At 46.1% G+C, this 17,338-nt stretch carries 15 protein-coding genes; 1 reads left to right on the top strand and 14 read right to left on the bottom strand.

Annotation, left to right across the window (positions count from 1 at the left end; genetic code table 11):
- Window positions 1-3: 3 nt before the first annotated feature.
- Window positions 4-1,038: a thiamine-phosphate kinase gene (gene thiL, locus FN124_RS11185; protein ID WP_142684802.1), complete on the top strand. Its 1,035-nt coding sequence runs from the start codon at window positions 4-6 to the stop codon at window positions 1,036-1,038.
- Between the two features lie 206 nt (window positions 1,039-1,244).
- Here thiL and FN124_RS11180 read toward each other — a convergent pair whose 3' ends face one another.
- The 14 genes from FN124_RS11180 to gmk form a co-directional block, all read right to left on the bottom strand.
- The gene (locus tag FN124_RS11180) at window positions 1,245-2,924 is read right to left on the bottom strand and encodes an ArnT family glycosyltransferase (protein ID WP_142684801.1); all 1,680 of its coding nucleotides are present in this window, start codon (window positions 2,922-2,924) and stop codon (window positions 1,245-1,247) included.
- A gap of 40 nt (window positions 2,925-2,964) precedes the next feature.
- On the bottom strand, window positions 2,965-4,062 hold the full coding sequence (gene nagA / locus FN124_RS11175; protein WP_142684800.1) for an N-acetylglucosamine-6-phosphate deacetylase: 1,098 nt from the start codon (window positions 4,060-4,062) through the stop codon (window positions 2,965-2,967).
- A gap of 20 nt (window positions 4,063-4,082) precedes the next feature.
- A complete protein-coding gene (gene gloA2, locus FN124_RS11170) occupies window positions 4,083-4,472 on the bottom strand; it encodes an SMU1112c/YaeR family gloxylase I-like metalloprotein (RefSeq protein WP_185937163.1) in 390 nt (129 codons plus the stop codon).
- A gap of 33 nt (window positions 4,473-4,505) precedes the next feature.
- Entirely contained in the window at window positions 4,506-5,309 is an 804-nt protein-coding gene (locus FN124_RS11165) for an amidohydrolase (RefSeq protein ID WP_142684798.1), read from the bottom strand.
- Between the two features lie 65 nt (window positions 5,310-5,374).
- Window positions 5,375-5,833: a regulatory protein RecX gene (locus tag FN124_RS11160; protein ID WP_142684797.1), complete on the bottom strand. Its 459-nt coding sequence runs from the start codon at window positions 5,831-5,833 to the stop codon at window positions 5,375-5,377.
- Window positions 5,834-5,838: 5 nt separating this feature from the next.
- Entirely contained in the window at window positions 5,839-8,166 is a 2,328-nt protein-coding gene (locus FN124_RS11155) for an ATP-dependent helicase (protein WP_142684796.1), read from the bottom strand.
- 266 nt (window positions 8,167-8,432) lie between these two features.
- On the bottom strand, window positions 8,433-9,503 hold the full coding sequence (locus FN124_RS11150) for a fatty acid desaturase family protein (protein ID WP_142684795.1): 1,071 nt from the start codon (window positions 9,501-9,503) through the stop codon (window positions 8,433-8,435).
- A 387-nt stretch (window positions 9,504-9,890) separates the two neighbouring features.
- Entirely contained in the window at window positions 9,891-10,391 is a 501-nt protein-coding gene (locus tag FN124_RS11145; RefSeq protein ID WP_142684794.1) for an RNA polymerase sigma factor, read from the bottom strand.
- Between the two features lie 309 nt (window positions 10,392-10,700).
- Window positions 10,701-11,234 carry an HdeD family acid-resistance protein gene (locus FN124_RS11140; RefSeq protein WP_142684793.1) on the bottom strand — a complete coding sequence of 178 codons (534 nt, stop codon included), beginning with the start codon at window positions 11,232-11,234 and terminating at the stop codon, window positions 10,701-10,703.
- Window positions 11,235-11,782: 548 nt separating this feature from the next.
- The gene (locus FN124_RS11135; protein WP_142684792.1) at window positions 11,783-13,294 is read right to left on the bottom strand and encodes a M28 family peptidase; all 1,512 of its coding nucleotides are present in this window, start codon (window positions 13,292-13,294) and stop codon (window positions 11,783-11,785) included.
- 123 nt (window positions 13,295-13,417) lie between these two features.
- Window positions 13,418-13,876, bottom strand: coding sequence for a ribose 5-phosphate isomerase B (gene rpiB, locus FN124_RS11130; RefSeq protein ID WP_142684791.1), 459 nt, complete (start codon window positions 13,874-13,876; stop codon window positions 13,418-13,420).
- A gap of 30 nt (window positions 13,877-13,906) precedes the next feature.
- Window positions 13,907-14,764, bottom strand: a complete 858-nt coding sequence (gene tatC / locus FN124_RS11125; protein WP_142684790.1) for a twin-arginine translocase subunit TatC — start codon at window positions 14,762-14,764, stop codon at window positions 13,907-13,909.
- Window positions 14,765-15,384: 620 nt separating this feature from the next.
- A complete protein-coding gene (locus tag FN124_RS11120; protein WP_142684789.1) occupies window positions 15,385-16,656 on the bottom strand; it encodes a hemolysin family protein in 1,272 nt (423 codons plus the stop codon).
- 42 nt (window positions 16,657-16,698) lie between these two features.
- Entirely contained in the window at window positions 16,699-17,268 is a 570-nt protein-coding gene (gene gmk / locus FN124_RS11115) for a guanylate kinase (protein ID WP_142684788.1), read from the bottom strand.
- Window positions 17,269-17,338: the final 70 nt, after the last annotated feature.

Here is a 17,338-nt window from a genome sequence, read left to right as displayed (position 1 = left end):
AAGATGGAACAGGAAAGAACAGAAATACAGGACCTGGGAGAATTCGGATTAATCGACTACCTCACCAGGAATATAGAAATACAAAACGCCAGCACCGTATTGGGCGTAGGCGATGATGCCGCGGTTATTGACCACTTCGGTAAACAAACCGTGATCAGCACAGATATGCTGGTAGAGGGCATCCACTTTGACCTGATGTATACCCCGCTGAAACACCTGGGTTATAAATCGGTGGTAGTAAACCTGTCAGACATCTACGCGATGAATGCCACGCCCACTCAAATCACCGTGAGCATAGCCTTCTCCAACCGCTTCTCCCTGGAAGCGCTGAACGAATTTTATGAAGGCGTGTACGCGGCCTGTGAAAAATACGGGGTAGACCTGATCGGTGGCGATACCAGCAATTCGCAGAAAGGATTTATTATCAGTGTTACCGCCATTGGCGAAGTAACACCCGACCAGTTCGTAAAACGGTCTACTGCCGAAAAGGGCGACCTGCTCTGCGTTACCGGCGACCTGGGTGCTGCCTACCTGGGCCTTACCCTCCTGGAAAGGGAAAAGAAGATCTACCTGGAAAGCCCGGGCGTAAAACCCGACCTGGAAAACCAAACCTATATCATTGGCCGCCAGCTGAAACCCGAAGCCCGTAAAGATATTATTGAATTCCTGCAACAGGAAGACATTAAGCCTTCGGCGATGATGGATGTAAGCGATGGCCTTAGCTCTGAAATACTGCATATAGCCAAGCAAAGTAACCTGGGCGTTGTACTGTATGAAGAAAAGATCCCCATTGCCCAGGAGAGCAGGGAAATAGCCATGAAATTTGGCCTGGACCCTACCGCCTGTGCGCTCAGTGGCGGGGAAGACTACGAACTGCTGTTCACCATGAAGCAGGCCGACTACGACAAAATTGTGCTCAATGAGCAGATCAGCGTGATCGGTTACATGACCGAAATTACCGAAGGAGCGCATATCCTCACCAAGGGAGGCAACAAATTCAAACTGGTAGCGCAAGGCTGGAATGCTTTCCAGCAATAGTGCAGCGAGGGAATCGCCTTCGGCGATTGTCTTGAAACACTGATTACGCGGATTTTGATGATTTGTTTGATTTTTGTTTTTAATAATAGTTAAGGGAGATAAGAGCGGATATTCGCTTCTATCTCCCTTAATTTTTATACCCTTAAAAAGATATCAATGAAATCATCAAAATCAGCGTAATCAGTGTTCCAAGACAAAATCCGCGTTTACTTCTCCACAACCACCGGTATCACGGGGCTGTTGTGGGTTGGCGGGAGGTCGCCGGCAAATACGCAGAACTTCAGCTGGTATTTGCCCGGCTTATCGGGCATCACTACTTCCAGGTTGATGAGGCGCCGGAGCACAGCCCTTTCCAGCGTCATAGAGGATTTTACCGGTGGCAGCGCTTCATCTTTAGCCATAAATCCATAACCCAGTACCGGTTCATTGGTCCTGTCCAGCCGGATAGGCTGGTGATAATTATTGGTGGGTTGCAGGATCACATTCACGTGTTCCCCGCGTTTTGCCCGGATGCTTTTCAGCGCAGGCTTCAGCTGTATCAGTGAATAAGAGTAATAATCAGATTGAATGTAATAATCCCATGTTCCATAAACGGTTTTCAGGCTGTCTGTAATGGGAATCCCTGTACCGGGATCAGATACTACCATTACAGGCCTGCCCCAGAGCTGGGTTTCCGTATCCCAGAAATTATACTGGCTTCTGCGGGCATAACGGCTGTTGAGACTATAAGAAAGCTGCCCGGTGTAAAACATATATTTCGATGGCCGCTGGTAGCTGTTCACAAATACCACAGGTTTGCCCTGCGCCCTTGCGGCCACCTGTGATGTCCATTCTTTGTTATGGTGAATTTCAGGTCTTATTTCCACTCCGGGCATAAAATCCCATACCATGTATACCCGCGTTACCAGTACCAGCAACAGGGTAACCGGCAACGTATACAATAACCATTTGTGCGACCAGCCTTTCCTTACAATCGCCTGGTGCGCCAGTATCACTACCGGTGTAAAAAGCATTACGGTCCAGTTGGCCTCTACCCTGCCTTTGAAAGTACTGAGCAGGAAAAAGGACAGTACGCCTATCACACAAAACTTCAGGGCGCGCTCAAAAGAATTGGTGATGGGGCTGCGGAAAGCGTAGTACAATATGAGCCAGCCAAGAAGAGGACCGAATAGTAATAACTGCCCGCCCAGGTAATCCAGCGAATAACTGATATCATAGGAAGATGCGTTCCTGTCTACCAGGTGATACTGAAGCGAAGGAAAGCCATGGGCATACTGCCAGTAAATATGCGGCAGGAACAACACAGTGGTGAGTATACAGGCTACATAAAACTTGAAGACCTTTAACAGGTTTATGTTTGACAACAGTGTAAAGAATACCAGCAGGATGCCGTGGTATTTGCTATAAAACATCAATGCCATGGAAAGGCCCAGCAGCAGGGTATTTTTCCAGGTTTGCTCATTTATGAAATTGCGGTAAACCCAGAAATATACTGCGGCAAAGAAGATAAGAGGCAAGTCCGGCACTGCCAGTATACCACCTATCTGCATAGCGCCCATGGATCCTACCAGCAGGTAGAAGAGCTTATTATCCTTTGAAGCAACCAGCCTGGCTGTAATCCAGAGGGTGAGCGTATTTACTATTACAATGAGCAGTCTTACGCCCAGTTCATTATGAAAGATCCCGTATCCGATTTTAATGAACAGTGCAATCATGGGCGGGTGATCAAAGTAACCCCAATCCATATGACGGGAATACACCCAGTAATAGGCTTCATCATCCCACAACTCGGAGAAGCAGGCCTGCAGGAGGCCCAGCACCAGCCAGGAGAGCAGGAACAGGTTTCTATACTGGTCTTTTTTCAGAAAGCGGATTAGTGCGCTCATGCGGATATACAGTATTATTAATCCTGCGAAGATAGGGCTATTAACAGTATACTGTAGTTTCCCAGTTAGAGGCGATGGCTACCAATGTAGCGTCATACCCCACCGCAATACGCCCGGATACATGCTCACGGCCAATTGCACGGGCCGGATAAAGTGATGCCATACGTAAAGCTTCTTCCAGGGGAATACCCACCTGCTCCACACAATTGCGGACAGCTTTGGTCATAGTGAGCCGTGAGCCCGACAAAACACCCGTGGCACTCACATAGCGGTCTGTCTCTTTAATATATACATACCCGCCTTCTTTATTTTCCTCTACGGCATCTGTGATCAGGAACAGGCGCTCTTTCATGATCTTCTTACTGATCCTGATGGAGGCGAAGTCCACATGAACACCATCTGCTACTATACTGACAGATACGTGCGGGTGATCATAGATAGCGCCAACAAGGCCCGGGGCGCGGCTTTCCAGGGGCGACATGGCATTAAAGAGATGGGTAGCATGGTGAATACCGGCATCAAATGCCGTATAGGCCTGTGCGTAGGTAGCGTTGCTATGGCCGGCAAATATCACGATGCCGGCGGCTTCCAACTGCCTTACCAGTTCCGGATCACAGCATTCCGGCGCCAGGGTCATTATCTTCACCACATCGCGGCCATTTTCCAGGATCCAGTTAATATCTTCCTGTGTGGGGGCATGAATATATTGTTCAAGGTGTGCGCCTTTTTTCTTAGGGTTGATAAAAGGCCCTTCCAGGTGTAAACCCAGTACGCCCTGGCCTCCCTGTTCCCAGTAGGCTCTTACCGCCTTCATGGCTTCCAGCATAATTTCCGGGCTGATAGTAGCCACTGTGGGCATAATCCAGGCAGCGCCGCCACCTTTGCTGTAAGCCACGGTAGCTGCCAGTGAAGTAACCGATGGGTACATGGAAAATACCTGGCTGTTGCCTCCATAAATCTGGAGGTCTATAAAAGCAGGAGCCAGCAGGGCGCCTTTCAGGTCTGTTTCGCTACCCGTGGCTTTCCAATCTGAGGAGGGAACAATACTGGTAATTTTCCCATCCTGTGTAATCACTGCATGATCATCCAATATCTCTTCCCCGGTAAATATCCGGGCGTTGATGTAGGCAACAGACATAACAATACATTTTACAGGCGTTAAATGACTTCGTATAACTCAAGCGGCAGACCGTCGGGATCTGCAAAAAAAGTAAACCGTTGGCCGGTATGGGGATCTGTTCGAAGGGGCTCTGTATTTACCCCCTTTTGCTGTAACCGGGCTACAACGGCTTCAATATCGGCCACTGCAAAAGCCAGGTGGCGAAGCCCGCAGGCTTCCGGGTGGCTGGGCCGCGGCGGCGGGTCCGGGAAGGAAAACAGTTCAATAATATACTGGTTGCCCAATGCCAGGTCCAGTTTCCAGGAGTCCCGTTCTTCCCGGTATACCTCACGTATTACCTGCAGGCCCAGCACATCGGTATAAAATGCTTTACTCCTGGAGTAGTTCGCACAAATAACCGCGATGTGATGGACTGCCTGTAATAACATATCAATATTTTACTGCTGATCAGAATGGTGCAATTATCCCTTTGGAACAAATGTAAAGGCATCGGCATCTTTCAGGAAAGGAATATTTTTCCTTACTTCCTCCAGCCGCTCACGTTGAAGGGTATACGTAAAAATGTCTTCGTCGTGTGATTTGCGGTAAATGATTTCTCCCATCGGATCAATGAGACTGGTTTCCCCGCTGTGATAGATATTGTTACCATCATTGCCTACCCGGTTTACCCCGATGGCAAATACCTGGTTTTCAATGGCGCGGGCCTGTAACAGGGTGGTCCAGGCGGTTTTGCGCCGTTCCGGCCAGTTGGCCACATATACCAGCACATCGTAGGCCGCTTCGTTGGTATCCGGCTGGATGCTGTTGCGCGCCCATACGGGGAAGCGCATATCGTAACAGATATTCAGGTTGATCTTCCAGCCTTTTACCTGGGCTATAAGACGTTTATTTCCGGGAGTATAATGTTCATGCTCGCCTGCATAACCAAACAGGTGGCGCTTATCGTAGGTGCCATAGGTGCCGTTGGGCAGCATCCATATGAGGCGGTTCAGGTATTCGCCGTTTTCTTTAATGATCAGGCTGCCGGTGATGATAATATTCTTTTCAGCCGCCTTCTTTCTCATCCACTGCACTGCTGTTCCATCCATTGTTTCAGCCAGGCGTTCAGATTCCATGCTAAAGCCTGTACTGAACATCTCGGGTAAAAATACCACTTCAGTCTTTTCCTTAATGCTGTTGATTTTCTCATCAAACATACGCAGGTTGGCTTCCTTGTCTTCCCAGTGCAATTGGCTTTGTATGAGTGTTACTTTCAGATCTGACATTGTTGGTTATTGTGGTCACAAAATTACGGCCTGACGGGTTAGAAACTTTTCAAATTATTGCCCGCTTAAGCCTCGTTCTTTGCGATTTGTTCAAGCGCATCGTTGATAAGCTCCGGTTCAAAGCCTTTTTGCAGGAGGTGCTGCATGGTTTTATACTTACGTTTCATGGCCGTTTCCCCTTTGAGCGACAGGTACTTCTTCTCTGCCAGTTTATGAAGTACGGCGATATAATCATCTTCATCAATTTCCTCCATTCCTTTTTTGATGCAGTAAGCAGATACCTGTTTCTGCTTCAGCTCCATCATGATCTTTTTGCGCCCCCACTGCTTAATACGGAACTTACCGCCGGCATAGGCTTTGGCAAACCTTTCCTCGTTGAGGAAATTATCTGCTATCAGCTCTGCAATGGCTTCCTCCACTTCTTCTCCTTTCAGGCCCAGTTCCAGGCATTTATACTTTGTTTCCTGGTGACTCCTCTCCTGGTACGCACAAAACTGCCGGAGCTTTAGTATGGCGGTTTTCATGTTATTTATCTTACTATTCTCAACTTGGCGTAGTTCAGCATAATTTTCTTCTCACCACCGCCTTTAGGGAAGTTGATAGTAGCAATCCTGTTATTGGGGGCGCCTTCCAATGCGGCGATGGTGCCAAATCCGAATTTCTGATGCTCCACCTGCATACCGGGCTCCATGCCGGCCGGATCATCTGGGGCGAAATCGGCTGAGGGCACATGGGTGGTAGCCGGAGAAAACGTTGGTTTGGCAGCAGGCTTCTGGGTTACCGGCTGTGATGGCTGTGATGGCGACTTTTTCCGGTCGAACATATTGTTCGTATTGCTCCACCCTATATTGCCTCCCCCGCCAAAAGCGTTGCGGACACTGCCTCCGCCGGCATAGCTGCGGTCAATGAACTTTTCCGGCATTTCTTCCAGGAAACGGCTCGGCTCATTTTGTACCAGGTTGCCAAAACGGTAACGGCTGTTGGCGTAGGTAAGCCATAAGCGGGCCTTGGCGCGTGTAATGGCCACATAGAACAGCCGTCTTTCTTCTTCCAGCTCTTCCCGGGTGTTGATAGACATACCGCTGGGGAACAGGGTTTCTTCCAGGCCCACGGTGAATACCACCGGGAACTCCAGCCCTTTCGCCGCATGGATGGTCATCAGCTTCACTACATCGCTGTTTTCATCATTACCCTGGTCGGCATCCGTGAGGAGGGTGATCTGCTGGAGATATGAGCCCATGCTTTTATCGAGCAGCTCCCCTTCTTCATCGGGAGTTTCGGTAAATTCCTTGATAGAGTTTAAGAGCTCCTGCACGTTCTCATAACGGGCAAGCCCCTCCGTAGTTTTATCGTTAAACAGTTCTTTTACAATGTTGGTAGATTTGCCTACAGCAACCGCCACATCATAGGCGTTGTGCGAGGAGAGCATTGCCTGAAAGCTTTTGATCATGATCACAAAAGCTTCTATCGCTTCCAGGGTACCGCCTTTAAACCCGAATTCCCTTGCCCTTTCCAGCACTTCCCACATCGTAAAATTATGCTCGTTGCTGAGCACAATGGTTTTTTCGATGGTGGTTTTACCGATGCCGCGTACGGGATAGTTAATGATCCTTTTCAGGCTTTCCTCATCGCGGGTATTCATGGTAACACGGAGATAGGCCACGTAATCTTTGATCTCCTTACGCTGATAAAACGACAGTCCACCGAAAATGCGGTACGGAATGGCTTTACGGCGAAGGCTTTCCTCAAAGGAGCGGCTCTGGGCATTGGTACGGTAAAGGATAACGAAGTCGCGGTTATCGTAGTGGTTCCGCAGTTTTTGTTCTGCAATGGTATCAGCTACAAATTTACCTTCTTCATTGTCTGTCATGGTGCGTACCAGTTTAATGGTATCGCCTTCGGTGTTATCTGTCCAGAGGTTCTTTTCAATCTGTCCTTTGTTATGTGCAATTACCTCATTGGCTACATTCAGGATGGACTTGGTACTGCGGTAGTTCTGTTCCAGTTTTACCACTTTCACATCGTCGTAGTCTTTTTCAAACTGGAGGATATTTTCGATAGTGGCGCCGCGGAAGGAATAGATGCTCTGGGCATCATCTCCCACTACGCAGATATTTTCATTAACCGCCCCCAGCAGTTTGATGATCTCGTACTGGGCGGGGTTGGTATCCTGGTACTCATCGATCATGATGTACTTGAACTTGTGCTGGTATTTATGCAGTACTTCCGGGAATGTTTTGAGGAGCACATACATTTTAAACAGCAGGTCATCGAAGTCCATAGCGCCGTTCTTAAACGTGCGTTTGGCGTACATATCATATATTTTGCCGATCAGCGGCCTGTTGGCGCGCATATCTTCCTGTTGCACCAGGTTGTCCAGCTGGTATTCTTCCGGTCCCATGAGGCTGTTTTTGGCAGCCGAGATGCGGTTGTATACGAAGTTGGGTTTATAGTGTTTATCGTCGAGATTCAGTTCGTTGATGATAGTTTTGATAACGCTTTTGGCATCGTCGGTATCATAGATGGTAAAGTCGTTGGGATAGCCGAGCCGGTGTGCTTCTGCACGCAGGAGGCGGGCAAATACGGAGTGGAAAGTACCTATGTAAAGGTTCCGGGCTTCGCTGCCGCCGAGGATCTTTTCCACGCGTTCCTTCATTTCCCGTGCAGCCTTATTGGTAAAAGTGAGGGATAAAATATTAAACGCATCCACGCCGTTCCGCATCAGGTGTGCAATACGGGTGGTAAGCACCTTGGTTTTTCCCGAACCGGCGCCTGCTACAATCATCAAAGGGCCGTTGATATGTGTTACTGCTTCCCGCTGTTGTTCGTTAAGCTCGTCTAAATAATTTGCCTTCATCACGACTGCTGTTTATAGATTTTCTGAAGTGTGTAAAAGTACGAAAAAGGAATAGAATCGCCTTCGGCGATGCGGAAATTGTCTTGGAACACTGATTACGCTGATTTTGATGATTTCATTGAAATCTTTTTAAGCGATAAAAATTAAGGGAGATAGAAGCGGATTCGCTTTTATCTCCCTTAATTATAATTATTAAAAAATAAAATCAAACTAATCATCAAAATCAGCGTAATCAGTGTTCCAAGACAACTTCCGCGCCGGAGGCGTTACGGTTTAGCGCCGAGCGCTTTCATGAATCGGAAATGGGACACAACCGCTCCCTGCATGGTAGGGATGCTGTTGTAAGTAAGATTATGTTCTGCGCATTTGGCTGCCACTATTTTACTGAGAGCCGGGTAATGCACATGGCTGATCCTTGGGAACAGGTGATGTTCTACCTGGTAATTGAGGCCACCTACGAGCCAGGAAATAATTTTATGCCCTGGTGCGAAGTTGGAAGTGGTTTTGATCTGGTGAATGGCCCATTCGTTCTCAATCAGCCTGGCATCTTCGCCAACTGCTTCAAATTCGGTTTCTTCCACTACATGCGCCAGCTGGAATACGATGGCCAGGGTGAAGCCCATTACCATGTGCATAACGGCGAAGCCGATGGCCCAGGCCTGCCAGCCAAGCAAAAGGATGGGAAGCACGATATAGAAAGCAATATATAATACTTTACTGCCCCAGAACACCATATGGTCGGTCAGTTTCATGGGTTGCAGCGGTGTGGTATATACTTTACGGCTGAGGTATTTCACAAAGTCCATGATAAATACCCATGCGAAAGAAGAAATAGCGTATATCAGTACTACGTAAATATGCTGGATCCGATGCATAGGCACCCATTTCTGGGAGCTGCACTGCCGCATGAGCGGGCTTTTGGCAATATCATCATCCAAACCGTCTACGTTGGTATAGGTGTGATGGATGATATTATGCTTCTGTTTCCAGATAAAGGCATTGCCTCCCAAAGCGTTAAGAGAGAGACCTAATGCCTCGTTCACCCTGCTGTTGGTGGAATAACTGCCATGACAGGCATCGTGCATCACATTAAACCCGATACTTGCCAGCACAAACCCAAGCAATGCGCATAAAGTTACCGAGAGTACTACCGGCATCGATATAAACAGCACGGCCATATACAGGGCAATTGCCACGGGAATGAGGACGGCTGTTTTGATATATAGTTTCCAGTTACCGGTTTTCCGGATGTTATTTGCTTTGAAATAGTCCTCTACAGCGGATTTCAGCGCCGGAAAGAATAGTGCATTCTTGTTGTTGAAAGTAACTTTTGGCATAAAAAAAAGTAAGCATTGTTGTTGCCGGGCGTACAGAAAAGTTGTAGTGGAACCGGGAAAAAATTGAAAGTATATGCTAATAAACGGTTTTAAACTGGTTTTTAATATACTCCAGGGAGTAATATGCGGTTATTTAACAAAGATTTGTGCTTATAGTGGTAGGGGGATGACAATTAGGGGAGAAAGGGATAACAAAAGTCTGCAAACAGGCAGACAGCAGTAACCTCTTCACCTGTTGGAACTGGATACAGACACTACAGGTGTAAAAGCAGTTTTAGCCTGCTACCGGTTCATAGTCGCTTTGCAGTGGCTTCAATGATCATACTGAGGGTTCGTAGACTTCTGTTCCCAAAAGCCTGGTGGTGCTATTGATTGATCAATTTGCTGTTAATGCCGTGTAATACGGGTTTTCAGCATCTTTCTCGCAAAGTGTATCCTGCTTTTCACTGTACCCAATGGTTCATTGAGTATAGCTGCAATTTCATAATACTTGTATCCTTCAAAATACAACAGGAAGGGTTGTTTAAAAATAACGGGCAGGTTGTATACGGCCATCTGTACATCTTTTACCCGCAGGCCTGATTCGGCAAAGTTCCCGATGGCCGACGGCTGGTGGCTCAACAGGTAATCGCCCACAGCACTGTCCAGCAACCGGAGCTGGCGGTTGCCGCGGCGGTAGTTATTGATGAAGATGTTTCTCATGATGGTATACAGCCAGGCCCGGATATTGGTGCCGGCCAGGTACTTATCACGGTTGGATAATGCTCTGAATAATGTTTCCTGGTACAGATCTTTTGCAGATTCAGAGTCTTTGGTTAAGGTTACTGCATACGGCCGCAGGAAGTCGGCGTTTCCGAGTAATAAGTTATTAAATTCGGTGGATGACATAACGGTTAACTTTAAATTATTCACAATTAGCTGGAACAACAGCCTGTAAAATGGCCGGGAGAAAAGAGATTAAGCAGTAGTTGCATTGCGCCGGTCTCCTTCCGGCGGATACTGCCGGCACCTGCCACGCTTATTAAGAAGGGAGGTATCAACACCCTGGTAAAAGCGGCAACAGGTGCCTCATTCAGGCGTAGCGCTAATCATAAGGAAAAGTTTTAGTTAATGAATAAACCTGCATATGGGGTATTTTAGAAATAGTTAAACAGGGTACCACAGTCTTTAATTATTCTCATTTTATAGCTATCGTTGTTAATGCCTGCTGCGTAATCTGAATGAAAGTGATATGAGCATTGCTCCGGTGAAAATGGCGTAAATCCCGAAGATCCAGGTAAGTGTAACCGCGGCAGCTACAGGATTTGCGACCAGGAGAATGCCGAAAATGATTGTCAGCAAACCACCGGCAATGTACCAGCCTTCGCCGGTGATAACTTTCCTCAGCCTGATGGCAATAATTAATTCGAACAGGCCGGCCAGCATAGCCCAGAAAGCAACCAGGTAAATGAGCGCTGCCCCGGTGGCAAACGGATTGTACAAGGTGAGGACGCCTAATATAACGCCCAGCAGGCCGGAGAGGAGAAAAATGCCCCAGTTCTCATTCGTTTTCCGGGCCGCGATGGCCCCTGCTATAGCAAAAAGACCAGCGATAAAAAGATATGCGCCTAAAAAAACGATCAGTGTGGTAAAAGTAGCACCAGGCCATCCAATGGCCAGCACGCCCAATACCAGGGCGAAAATTCCTCTCAGCAAAAAGAGCCACCAATATGCGTTATAAAAAAAAGGCATGCATTCTCAGTTTAAGGTTTCCACAATCAGTGCTGAAATATGGCAGGGTATACCATTACGTGCTCCAGACATTTCCGTTTTTCAACATTCCGAACAACAAGGATAATATAATCAAATACTACAGTCGTGCGATTAGGTGTTTCCGTCACAACATCGATTAACAGGACACAAGGTTGCTCTCCTTGCGGGGTGTTCTCTTAAGATAAAATAGGTGGCAGGTGTCTTCATACTGGTAAGTTTATATGGTTACAGATAGCAGAAGGCCGGTTCGACTGGTTTCCACTTGATCCTATAAATACCGATTGAACAACAACAGCTTATTTAAAAAAGATGTTTAATTGGGGAGGCCCTCTTCAAAAATAATAGCCTGATTACACTCACTAACAAATCTTATTCACCCGATCATTCAAATGCAAAAAAGATTATATAAATCTAAAACAAGGACTCTAGACACAATTTAAAAAATTTTGTTAAGAAAAACAAAAAGGTTTTAGCCAGTCCATCAGTTGCAAAAACAGTGCTTTTCCGGAAAGTTTAAGGGAAACAGGCTACTTTTCGTGCCTGTCTACCACCAGTTTCTGGTCGCGGTTGGCAATTTCCCAGGCCGTGTAAAAAACAAGGCGGGCTCTTTTTGCCAGCAGGTTATAGCTGATCTTTTCCACGGTGTCGGTAGGTGCATGATAATCAGCATGAGTGCCATTGAAGTAGAAAATAATCGGGATACCGTGCTGTGCAAACATATAGTGATCAGACCGGTAGTAAAATCCTTCCGGGTCGTTGGGGTCGTTGTATTTATAATCCAGTTTGAGGTGGGTATAAGTATCATTAGCCTTTTCATTTATAGGCCGCAGTTCGGAACTGAGTTTGTTATCGCCGATTATATACAGGTAGTTGGTATCTTTTTCATGCGCCGGATCAATGCGGCCTATCATGTCGATGTTCAGATCTGTTACTGTATTTGCGAGCGGATAAATGGGATGCCCGGTATAGTACTGTGAGCCAAGCAATCCTTTTTCCTCGCCGGATACCGTCATAAATACCATACTTCTCCTGGGGCCATTACCGGCTTTTTTTGCGCGGGCAAAAGCGGCTGCAATTTCTATCACAGCGCTGGTGCCTGATCCGTCGTCATCTGCCCCATAAAAGATTTCATTTTCTTTTTTACCAAGATGATCGTAGTGCGCCGTCACAAAAACAAATTCATCTTTCTTATCAGTGCCTTCCAGGAAAGCCAGCACATTGGAAGGTTGAAATACGGTGGCTGCTTTATCAAAAAACAGGTGAACCGGTGTTTGGGTAACCGCTGGCGGGGTCCAGCCCCTGTCTATCTCTTCAAGGAGATTATCGCCTTTATCGGTGTTGAGTATATCGGCGGCGAGCGCGGGTGTTATGTAGTAAATATTCGGGCTCCAGGTGGTGTCTTTCTGCCAGTAAAGCCCGGTAGTATGTAATCTTTTTTGCTCCAGTGAGCGGTATCTGCCGGCTGCCGGGCTGATGATGAGCAGGGCAGCCACTTCTTTTTGTTTTGCGGTTGCTATCCTCTCCTCCAAACTGCGACGGTCGCGTTGCATTCCTTTCCGGATATCGTCCCTGATCATCACTACCTGGCCTTTCACCTCCATATCCCGGTAATCGTTGTGATCAGCGGTTACGGTCCCTTCACCTGCATAAAATACACGGGATACCTGCAGGTCCTGTTTGCCGGAGGAGCGCAGATCTGCAAGAAAGTCCTGCGCAAATAAATACGTTTTGTTTCGGACGGTGATGGTACTTCTCAGCAAACTATCTGAGTAAATGGGATAATGTTGTTCCCATTTTCCGTTAGCGCCAGGTTGAAGCCCTGCGGCAGAGAACTGGCTGATGATATAGGCCGCTGCCCGCTCCTGCCCGCGTGTAGCGGTTTCCCGGCCCTCCATTTCCGGACCGGCAATAATATGCAGTTGCCGGCTAAGACCGGCAGCCGTTATACTTTCACCATATTTTACAGCCACCTCATTATTGGTTTGTGCCTGTGCAATATTTATCAGCAAGAGAAAAGCGAGGGCAAATGGAACTCTCATGATTGATTTTTATAACCGGATTCACATGTATAAATAAAAAGAGCCGGTTGGAAGCCGGCTCTTTAATATTACCACAATTTCGTGTATTCGTTACAGTAAAAAATGATATATGGTTTAAAACCTTTACAGGCAAACCATTTTACGTACCCGGTCCTGGTGGCGGCCACCTTCAAATGAAGTATTGATAAACACCTCTACCATCTGGTTGGCAACGGGAATATCTACAAAACGAGCAGGGATGCACAGTACGTTCGCATTGTTATGTGAACGGGCCAGTCGCGCAAGTTCTTCACCCCAGCAGATAGCAGCCCGGATCCCCTGGTGTTTATTGGCAGTAATGGCTACGCCATTGGCGCTGCCGCAGATCAGGATACCGAAGGCAGCTTGTTCCCTTTCCACTGCTGTAGATACCGGGTGCGCATAGTCGGGATAATCCACAGAATCTTTTGAGTGGGTGCCATAATCTTTTACCTGCAGGCCTTTCGATTCCAGGAAAGAGATCACTTCTTCTTTATATTCATATCCTGCATGATCGGAACCGATAGCTACGGGCAATGTCAGGTTAAATACGGTATTTTCCATTTTCAATTTCTTGTTAGCTGTTAGCGATAATTAAGACCACTCTTCCACGTCAGTTTTAGCCATGCTGTCTTCACGTTCTTTCAGCGCCTTTTTCGATATAAAGATACTGATTTCATACAGACAGTATAAAGGCACAAATACGATGAGCTGATCTATCAGGTCGGGCGGTGTAATTACGGCAGCCAGGATCAGGATCACCACGATGGCATGGCGCCTGTATGATTTGAGGAATTCCGGTGTAAGGATACCGAGTTTGGTAAGGAAGAACACCAGTATAGGCAATTCAAACAGAAGCCCCATCCCCAATACGATCTGTGTCATCAAATCGAAATAATCATCTATAAAAAACTGGTTTACTGCTTTTTGAGTTACCGTATAGGAAGCGAGGAAGTTGATGGTAAAAGGCGCCATGAGGAAATAGGCAAATGCGATTCCCAGGAAGAACTGGAAAGACACCCAGAAGATCACGCCCCTGGCTCCTTTAAGTTCCTTTTCTTTCAGTGCGGGTTTTACAAAGCGCCAGAACTCCCAGAAAATGTACGGAAAGGCACAAACAAAGCCGATAATGAACGCCAGTTTAAATTGCAGCATGATCTGCCCCACCATCTTATAATTCAAAAACTGGACCTTTACAGGCGTAATACAGAGCTGATCTCCCAATCCTACCCAATGACTGATTTTGCATAGCGCCACATAGGAAGGAAAGTTGGCATTAGTGGGTCCGAAAATTACATTATCCAGAATTTCCTGTGTATATAAAAAGCCGAATACGCTGAATGCAACGAGTGCCAGGGCCGATCTGACAAGGTGCCACCGGAGATCTTCCAGGTGGTCAAAGAAAGACATTTCTGCCTTATCCTCATTGCTCGCGAACAATTTCTTTAACATACTTTATACGGTCGAACGATGTTGAATACAGTTTCTTATTAAGGATCACAAATATAGCTGTTGCATACTACAAATTACAGTGTGCCTTGTATAAAGTATCCTATTTTAATATTGCTTTAAGCACAGTGTTGTTTATGCCAACTGCATGTATGTTATAAAGAAAAAAGCAGGAAGAGAAAAAAAGCAGAGGAGAGAGATCAGTTGGGAGAAAAAAAAGAGCCAGCCCGAGAAGAATCAAGAGCCGGCCTTTCATCCATTGTTTGTTAACCCCAAAAAAGTTGAATTCGAGAATGTCTTTAGCTTCCAGATAAACTACTTACCTAATTGATGGCAAGCGTTCAGAATAAGTAAGAATCCCTGGTTGCGTTTTATATTGTAATACAAAAATAACAAGAATTATTTTATTATCAATGTTGGAACACTTTTTTTACAACCTTTTAACAAAAATCAAATCATTGTGTTACATCATCTGAAGCAAATGTATACAATCCGTGTTAAATTCCTACTACTTTTTTTAAAAACGTTTTAGCAAAATTGTTATTGAATGGTTAATACTTACATTACGCAAATAAATATATCATATTATTATCTGATAAGTCAGCCTGTTTAACGATGAACCCCTATACTAACATTTTCATTTTCACCATTTCGATCCTGGTATCCGTAACATTCAGAATATCAAACTCATAATCGTCGATTATAATGCGTTCTTTGATCTTCGGAATGGTTTCGTGATGGTTGATAATGTATCCTGATAAGGTTTCACTTTCATCTTCAGGGAAGTCCAGTCCATATCTTTCATTCAAATAATCAAGCTCTAATCTTCCTGAAAAAATATATTCTTTTTCGGCGATCTGCTTCTCTACAAATTCTTCTTCATCGTGTTCATCCTTAATTTCACCGAAAATTTCTTCTAATACATCTTCAATGGTTACAATACCAGCTGTTCCGCCGAACTCATCTACTACCCATGCAATACTTTTGCGCTCCTTATTGAACTTGCTGAGCAGGTCGATAGCGCTCATTGTTTCAGGCACAGCCAGTATTGGATGAATAATACTTTTGATATCCAGTGGATTTTTAAACATATCCAACTGGTGGATATAACCCAGTATGTTATCGATACTTCCTTCGTAGATAATGATCTTAGATAGTTTGGTATCCATAAACTTGCTCCGGGCATCACTGAGCGGCCGGTGAATTTCCAGCGCTTCAATTTCCTTACGGGGAATAAGGCACCCGCGTATCTTCACATGGGCAAGCGACAATGCGTTCTCAAACAGCTCTGTGTTCAGCTCCTGGTTGTTTTCCCCGAAGTGTTGCTGCGACTGCCTGATAAAATGCTCTACATCCACACGGGTAAACGATTCACCATTTTCCACGATACGGACGTTGAATAAATACTTCAGCATCCATTCGGAAAGGGAAGCGAGCACATTACCGATCACATACAGTGGCTTGGCCACTATGGATACCGGCAATGCAAAGAAGCTGAGCAATGTTTCCGGGCGTGAGCGAAAAACGGCCCTCGGGATAAAAAAGCCAAGGAACAATACCAGCAGTGTAGCCAGTATTATTTCAATAAAGATAATAAAGGGCTGTATACTGGCGGAATCAGGCTTCCGCAGAATAGTGTCCAGCGCCGGCTGAAATACGCCCGCTACAAGGATCCCATAGATGACTATGGTGATCGTGAATCCTACCAGGCTGGTGGCCAGGAACCGGCTGGGATTTTCATTCAGACTGGCTAATATTTTGCCAGTAGTCCTGCCCTGCTTCTTTTTGAGCTCAATGCTAAGTTTGTTAACATTGGCAAATGCAGCTTCGATACCTGAAAAGAAGCCTGCCAGCAATACCAGGAAAACCAAAATAATTATTGTGTATCCGTCCATCCTAACAAAAATAGTGAATTAGGAAAACCAACGATCACGTCGCTATTTTATATTTAAAAAATCTGTCACCAGCTTTTTTACCTCTTCGTATGCTTTTTCCAGTTCATCGTTCACTACAATCTGATCAAATTCATGGGAAAACGACAGCTCATAGCGAGCTTTCGCCAGTCTTTCATCCAAAGAAGCCTGTGTTTCGGTACCTCTTTCGCTGAGTCGTACGCGCAGCGCATCTAACGAGGGAGGCTGTATGAAAATGGTAAGCGCATTGCCGTGATACTTTTCTTTGATAGAAAGTGCGCCTTTTACATCGATGTCTACCATTGGTACCTGGTTATTGTTCCAGATCCGCTCCAGTTCACTTTTAAGGGTGCCATAGTACTTGCCGGCATACACCATTTCATATTCGGCAAAGGCGTTTTCTTCGATCCTCCGGTGAAATTCATCGGCAGAGAGAAAATAATAGTCTTTTCCGTGCACTTCGCTGGCCCGCGGGGCCCGGGTGCTTGCGGAAATAGAAAAGGCCAGTACCGGCATATTGGCCAGCAGTTTTTTTACGATAGTGGTTTTACCGGCGCCGGAAGGAGCCGTAACGATGATGATCTTTTTTTCCATTATTAATTACAATCAAGGTAGCGGTTACTTCAAAAGCAAAACCCAAAAACCAGTAAAATGTTTTGCTGGT

The organism is Chitinophaga polysaccharea, from assembly GCF_902150045.1.
GTDB classification, from domain to species: domain Bacteria; phylum Bacteroidota; class Bacteroidia; order Chitinophagales; family Chitinophagaceae; genus Chitinophaga; species Chitinophaga polysaccharea_A.
The sequence above is the reverse complement of the archived record's forward strand: the minus strand, read 5'-3'. Positions and strand labels throughout refer to the sequence as shown.

Coding starts and splice junctions, on each gene's coding strand:
- FN124_RS11155 (WP_142684796.1), bottom strand. CDS start 8,166: ATGAAGGCAAATTATTTAGACGAGCTTAACGAACAACAGCGGGAAGCA.
- FN124_RS11150 (WP_142684795.1), bottom strand. CDS start 9,503: ATGCCAAAAGTTACTTTCAACAACAAGAATGCACTATTCTTTCCGGCG.
- tatC (WP_142684790.1), bottom strand. CDS start 14,764: ATGTTAAAGAAATTGTTCGCGAGCAATGAGGATAAGGCAGAAATGTCT.
- nagA (WP_142684800.1), bottom strand. CDS start 4,062: ATGTCTGTTGCCTACATCAACGCCCGGATATTTACCGGGGAAGAGATA.
- gloA2 (WP_185937163.1), bottom strand. CDS start 4,472: ATGTTATTACAGGCAGTCCATCACATCGCGGTTATTTGTGCGAACTAC.
- FN124_RS11135 (WP_142684792.1), bottom strand. CDS start 13,294: ATGAGAGTTCCATTTGCCCTCGCTTTTCTCTTGCTGATAAATATTGCA.
- FN124_RS11180 (WP_142684801.1), bottom strand. CDS start 2,924: ATGAGCGCACTAATCCGCTTTCTGAAAAAAGACCAGTATAGAAACCTG.
- FN124_RS11120 (WP_142684789.1), bottom strand. CDS start 16,656: ATGGACGGATACACAATAATTATTTTGGTTTTCCTGGTATTGCTGGCA.
- rpiB (WP_142684791.1), bottom strand. CDS start 13,876: ATGGAAAATACCGTATTTAACCTGACATTGCCCGTAGCTATCGGTTCC.
- FN124_RS11165 (WP_142684798.1), bottom strand. CDS start 5,309: ATGTCAGATCTGAAAGTAACACTCATACAAAGCCAATTGCACTGGGAA.
- FN124_RS11140 (WP_142684793.1), bottom strand. CDS start 11,234: ATGCCTTTTTTTTATAACGCATATTGGTGGCTCTTTTTGCTGAGAGGA.
- gmk (WP_142684788.1), bottom strand. CDS start 17,268: ATGGAAAAAAAGATCATCATCGTTACGGCTCCTTCCGGCGCCGGTAAA.
- FN124_RS11160 (WP_142684797.1), bottom strand. CDS start 5,833: ATGAAAACCGCCATACTAAAGCTCCGGCAGTTTTGTGCGTACCAGGAG.
- FN124_RS11145 (WP_142684794.1), bottom strand. CDS start 10,391: ATGTCATCCACCGAATTTAATAACTTATTACTCGGAAACGCCGACTTC.
- thiL (WP_142684802.1), top strand. CDS start 4: ATGGAACAGGAAAGAACAGAAATACAGGACCTGGGAGAATTCGGATTA.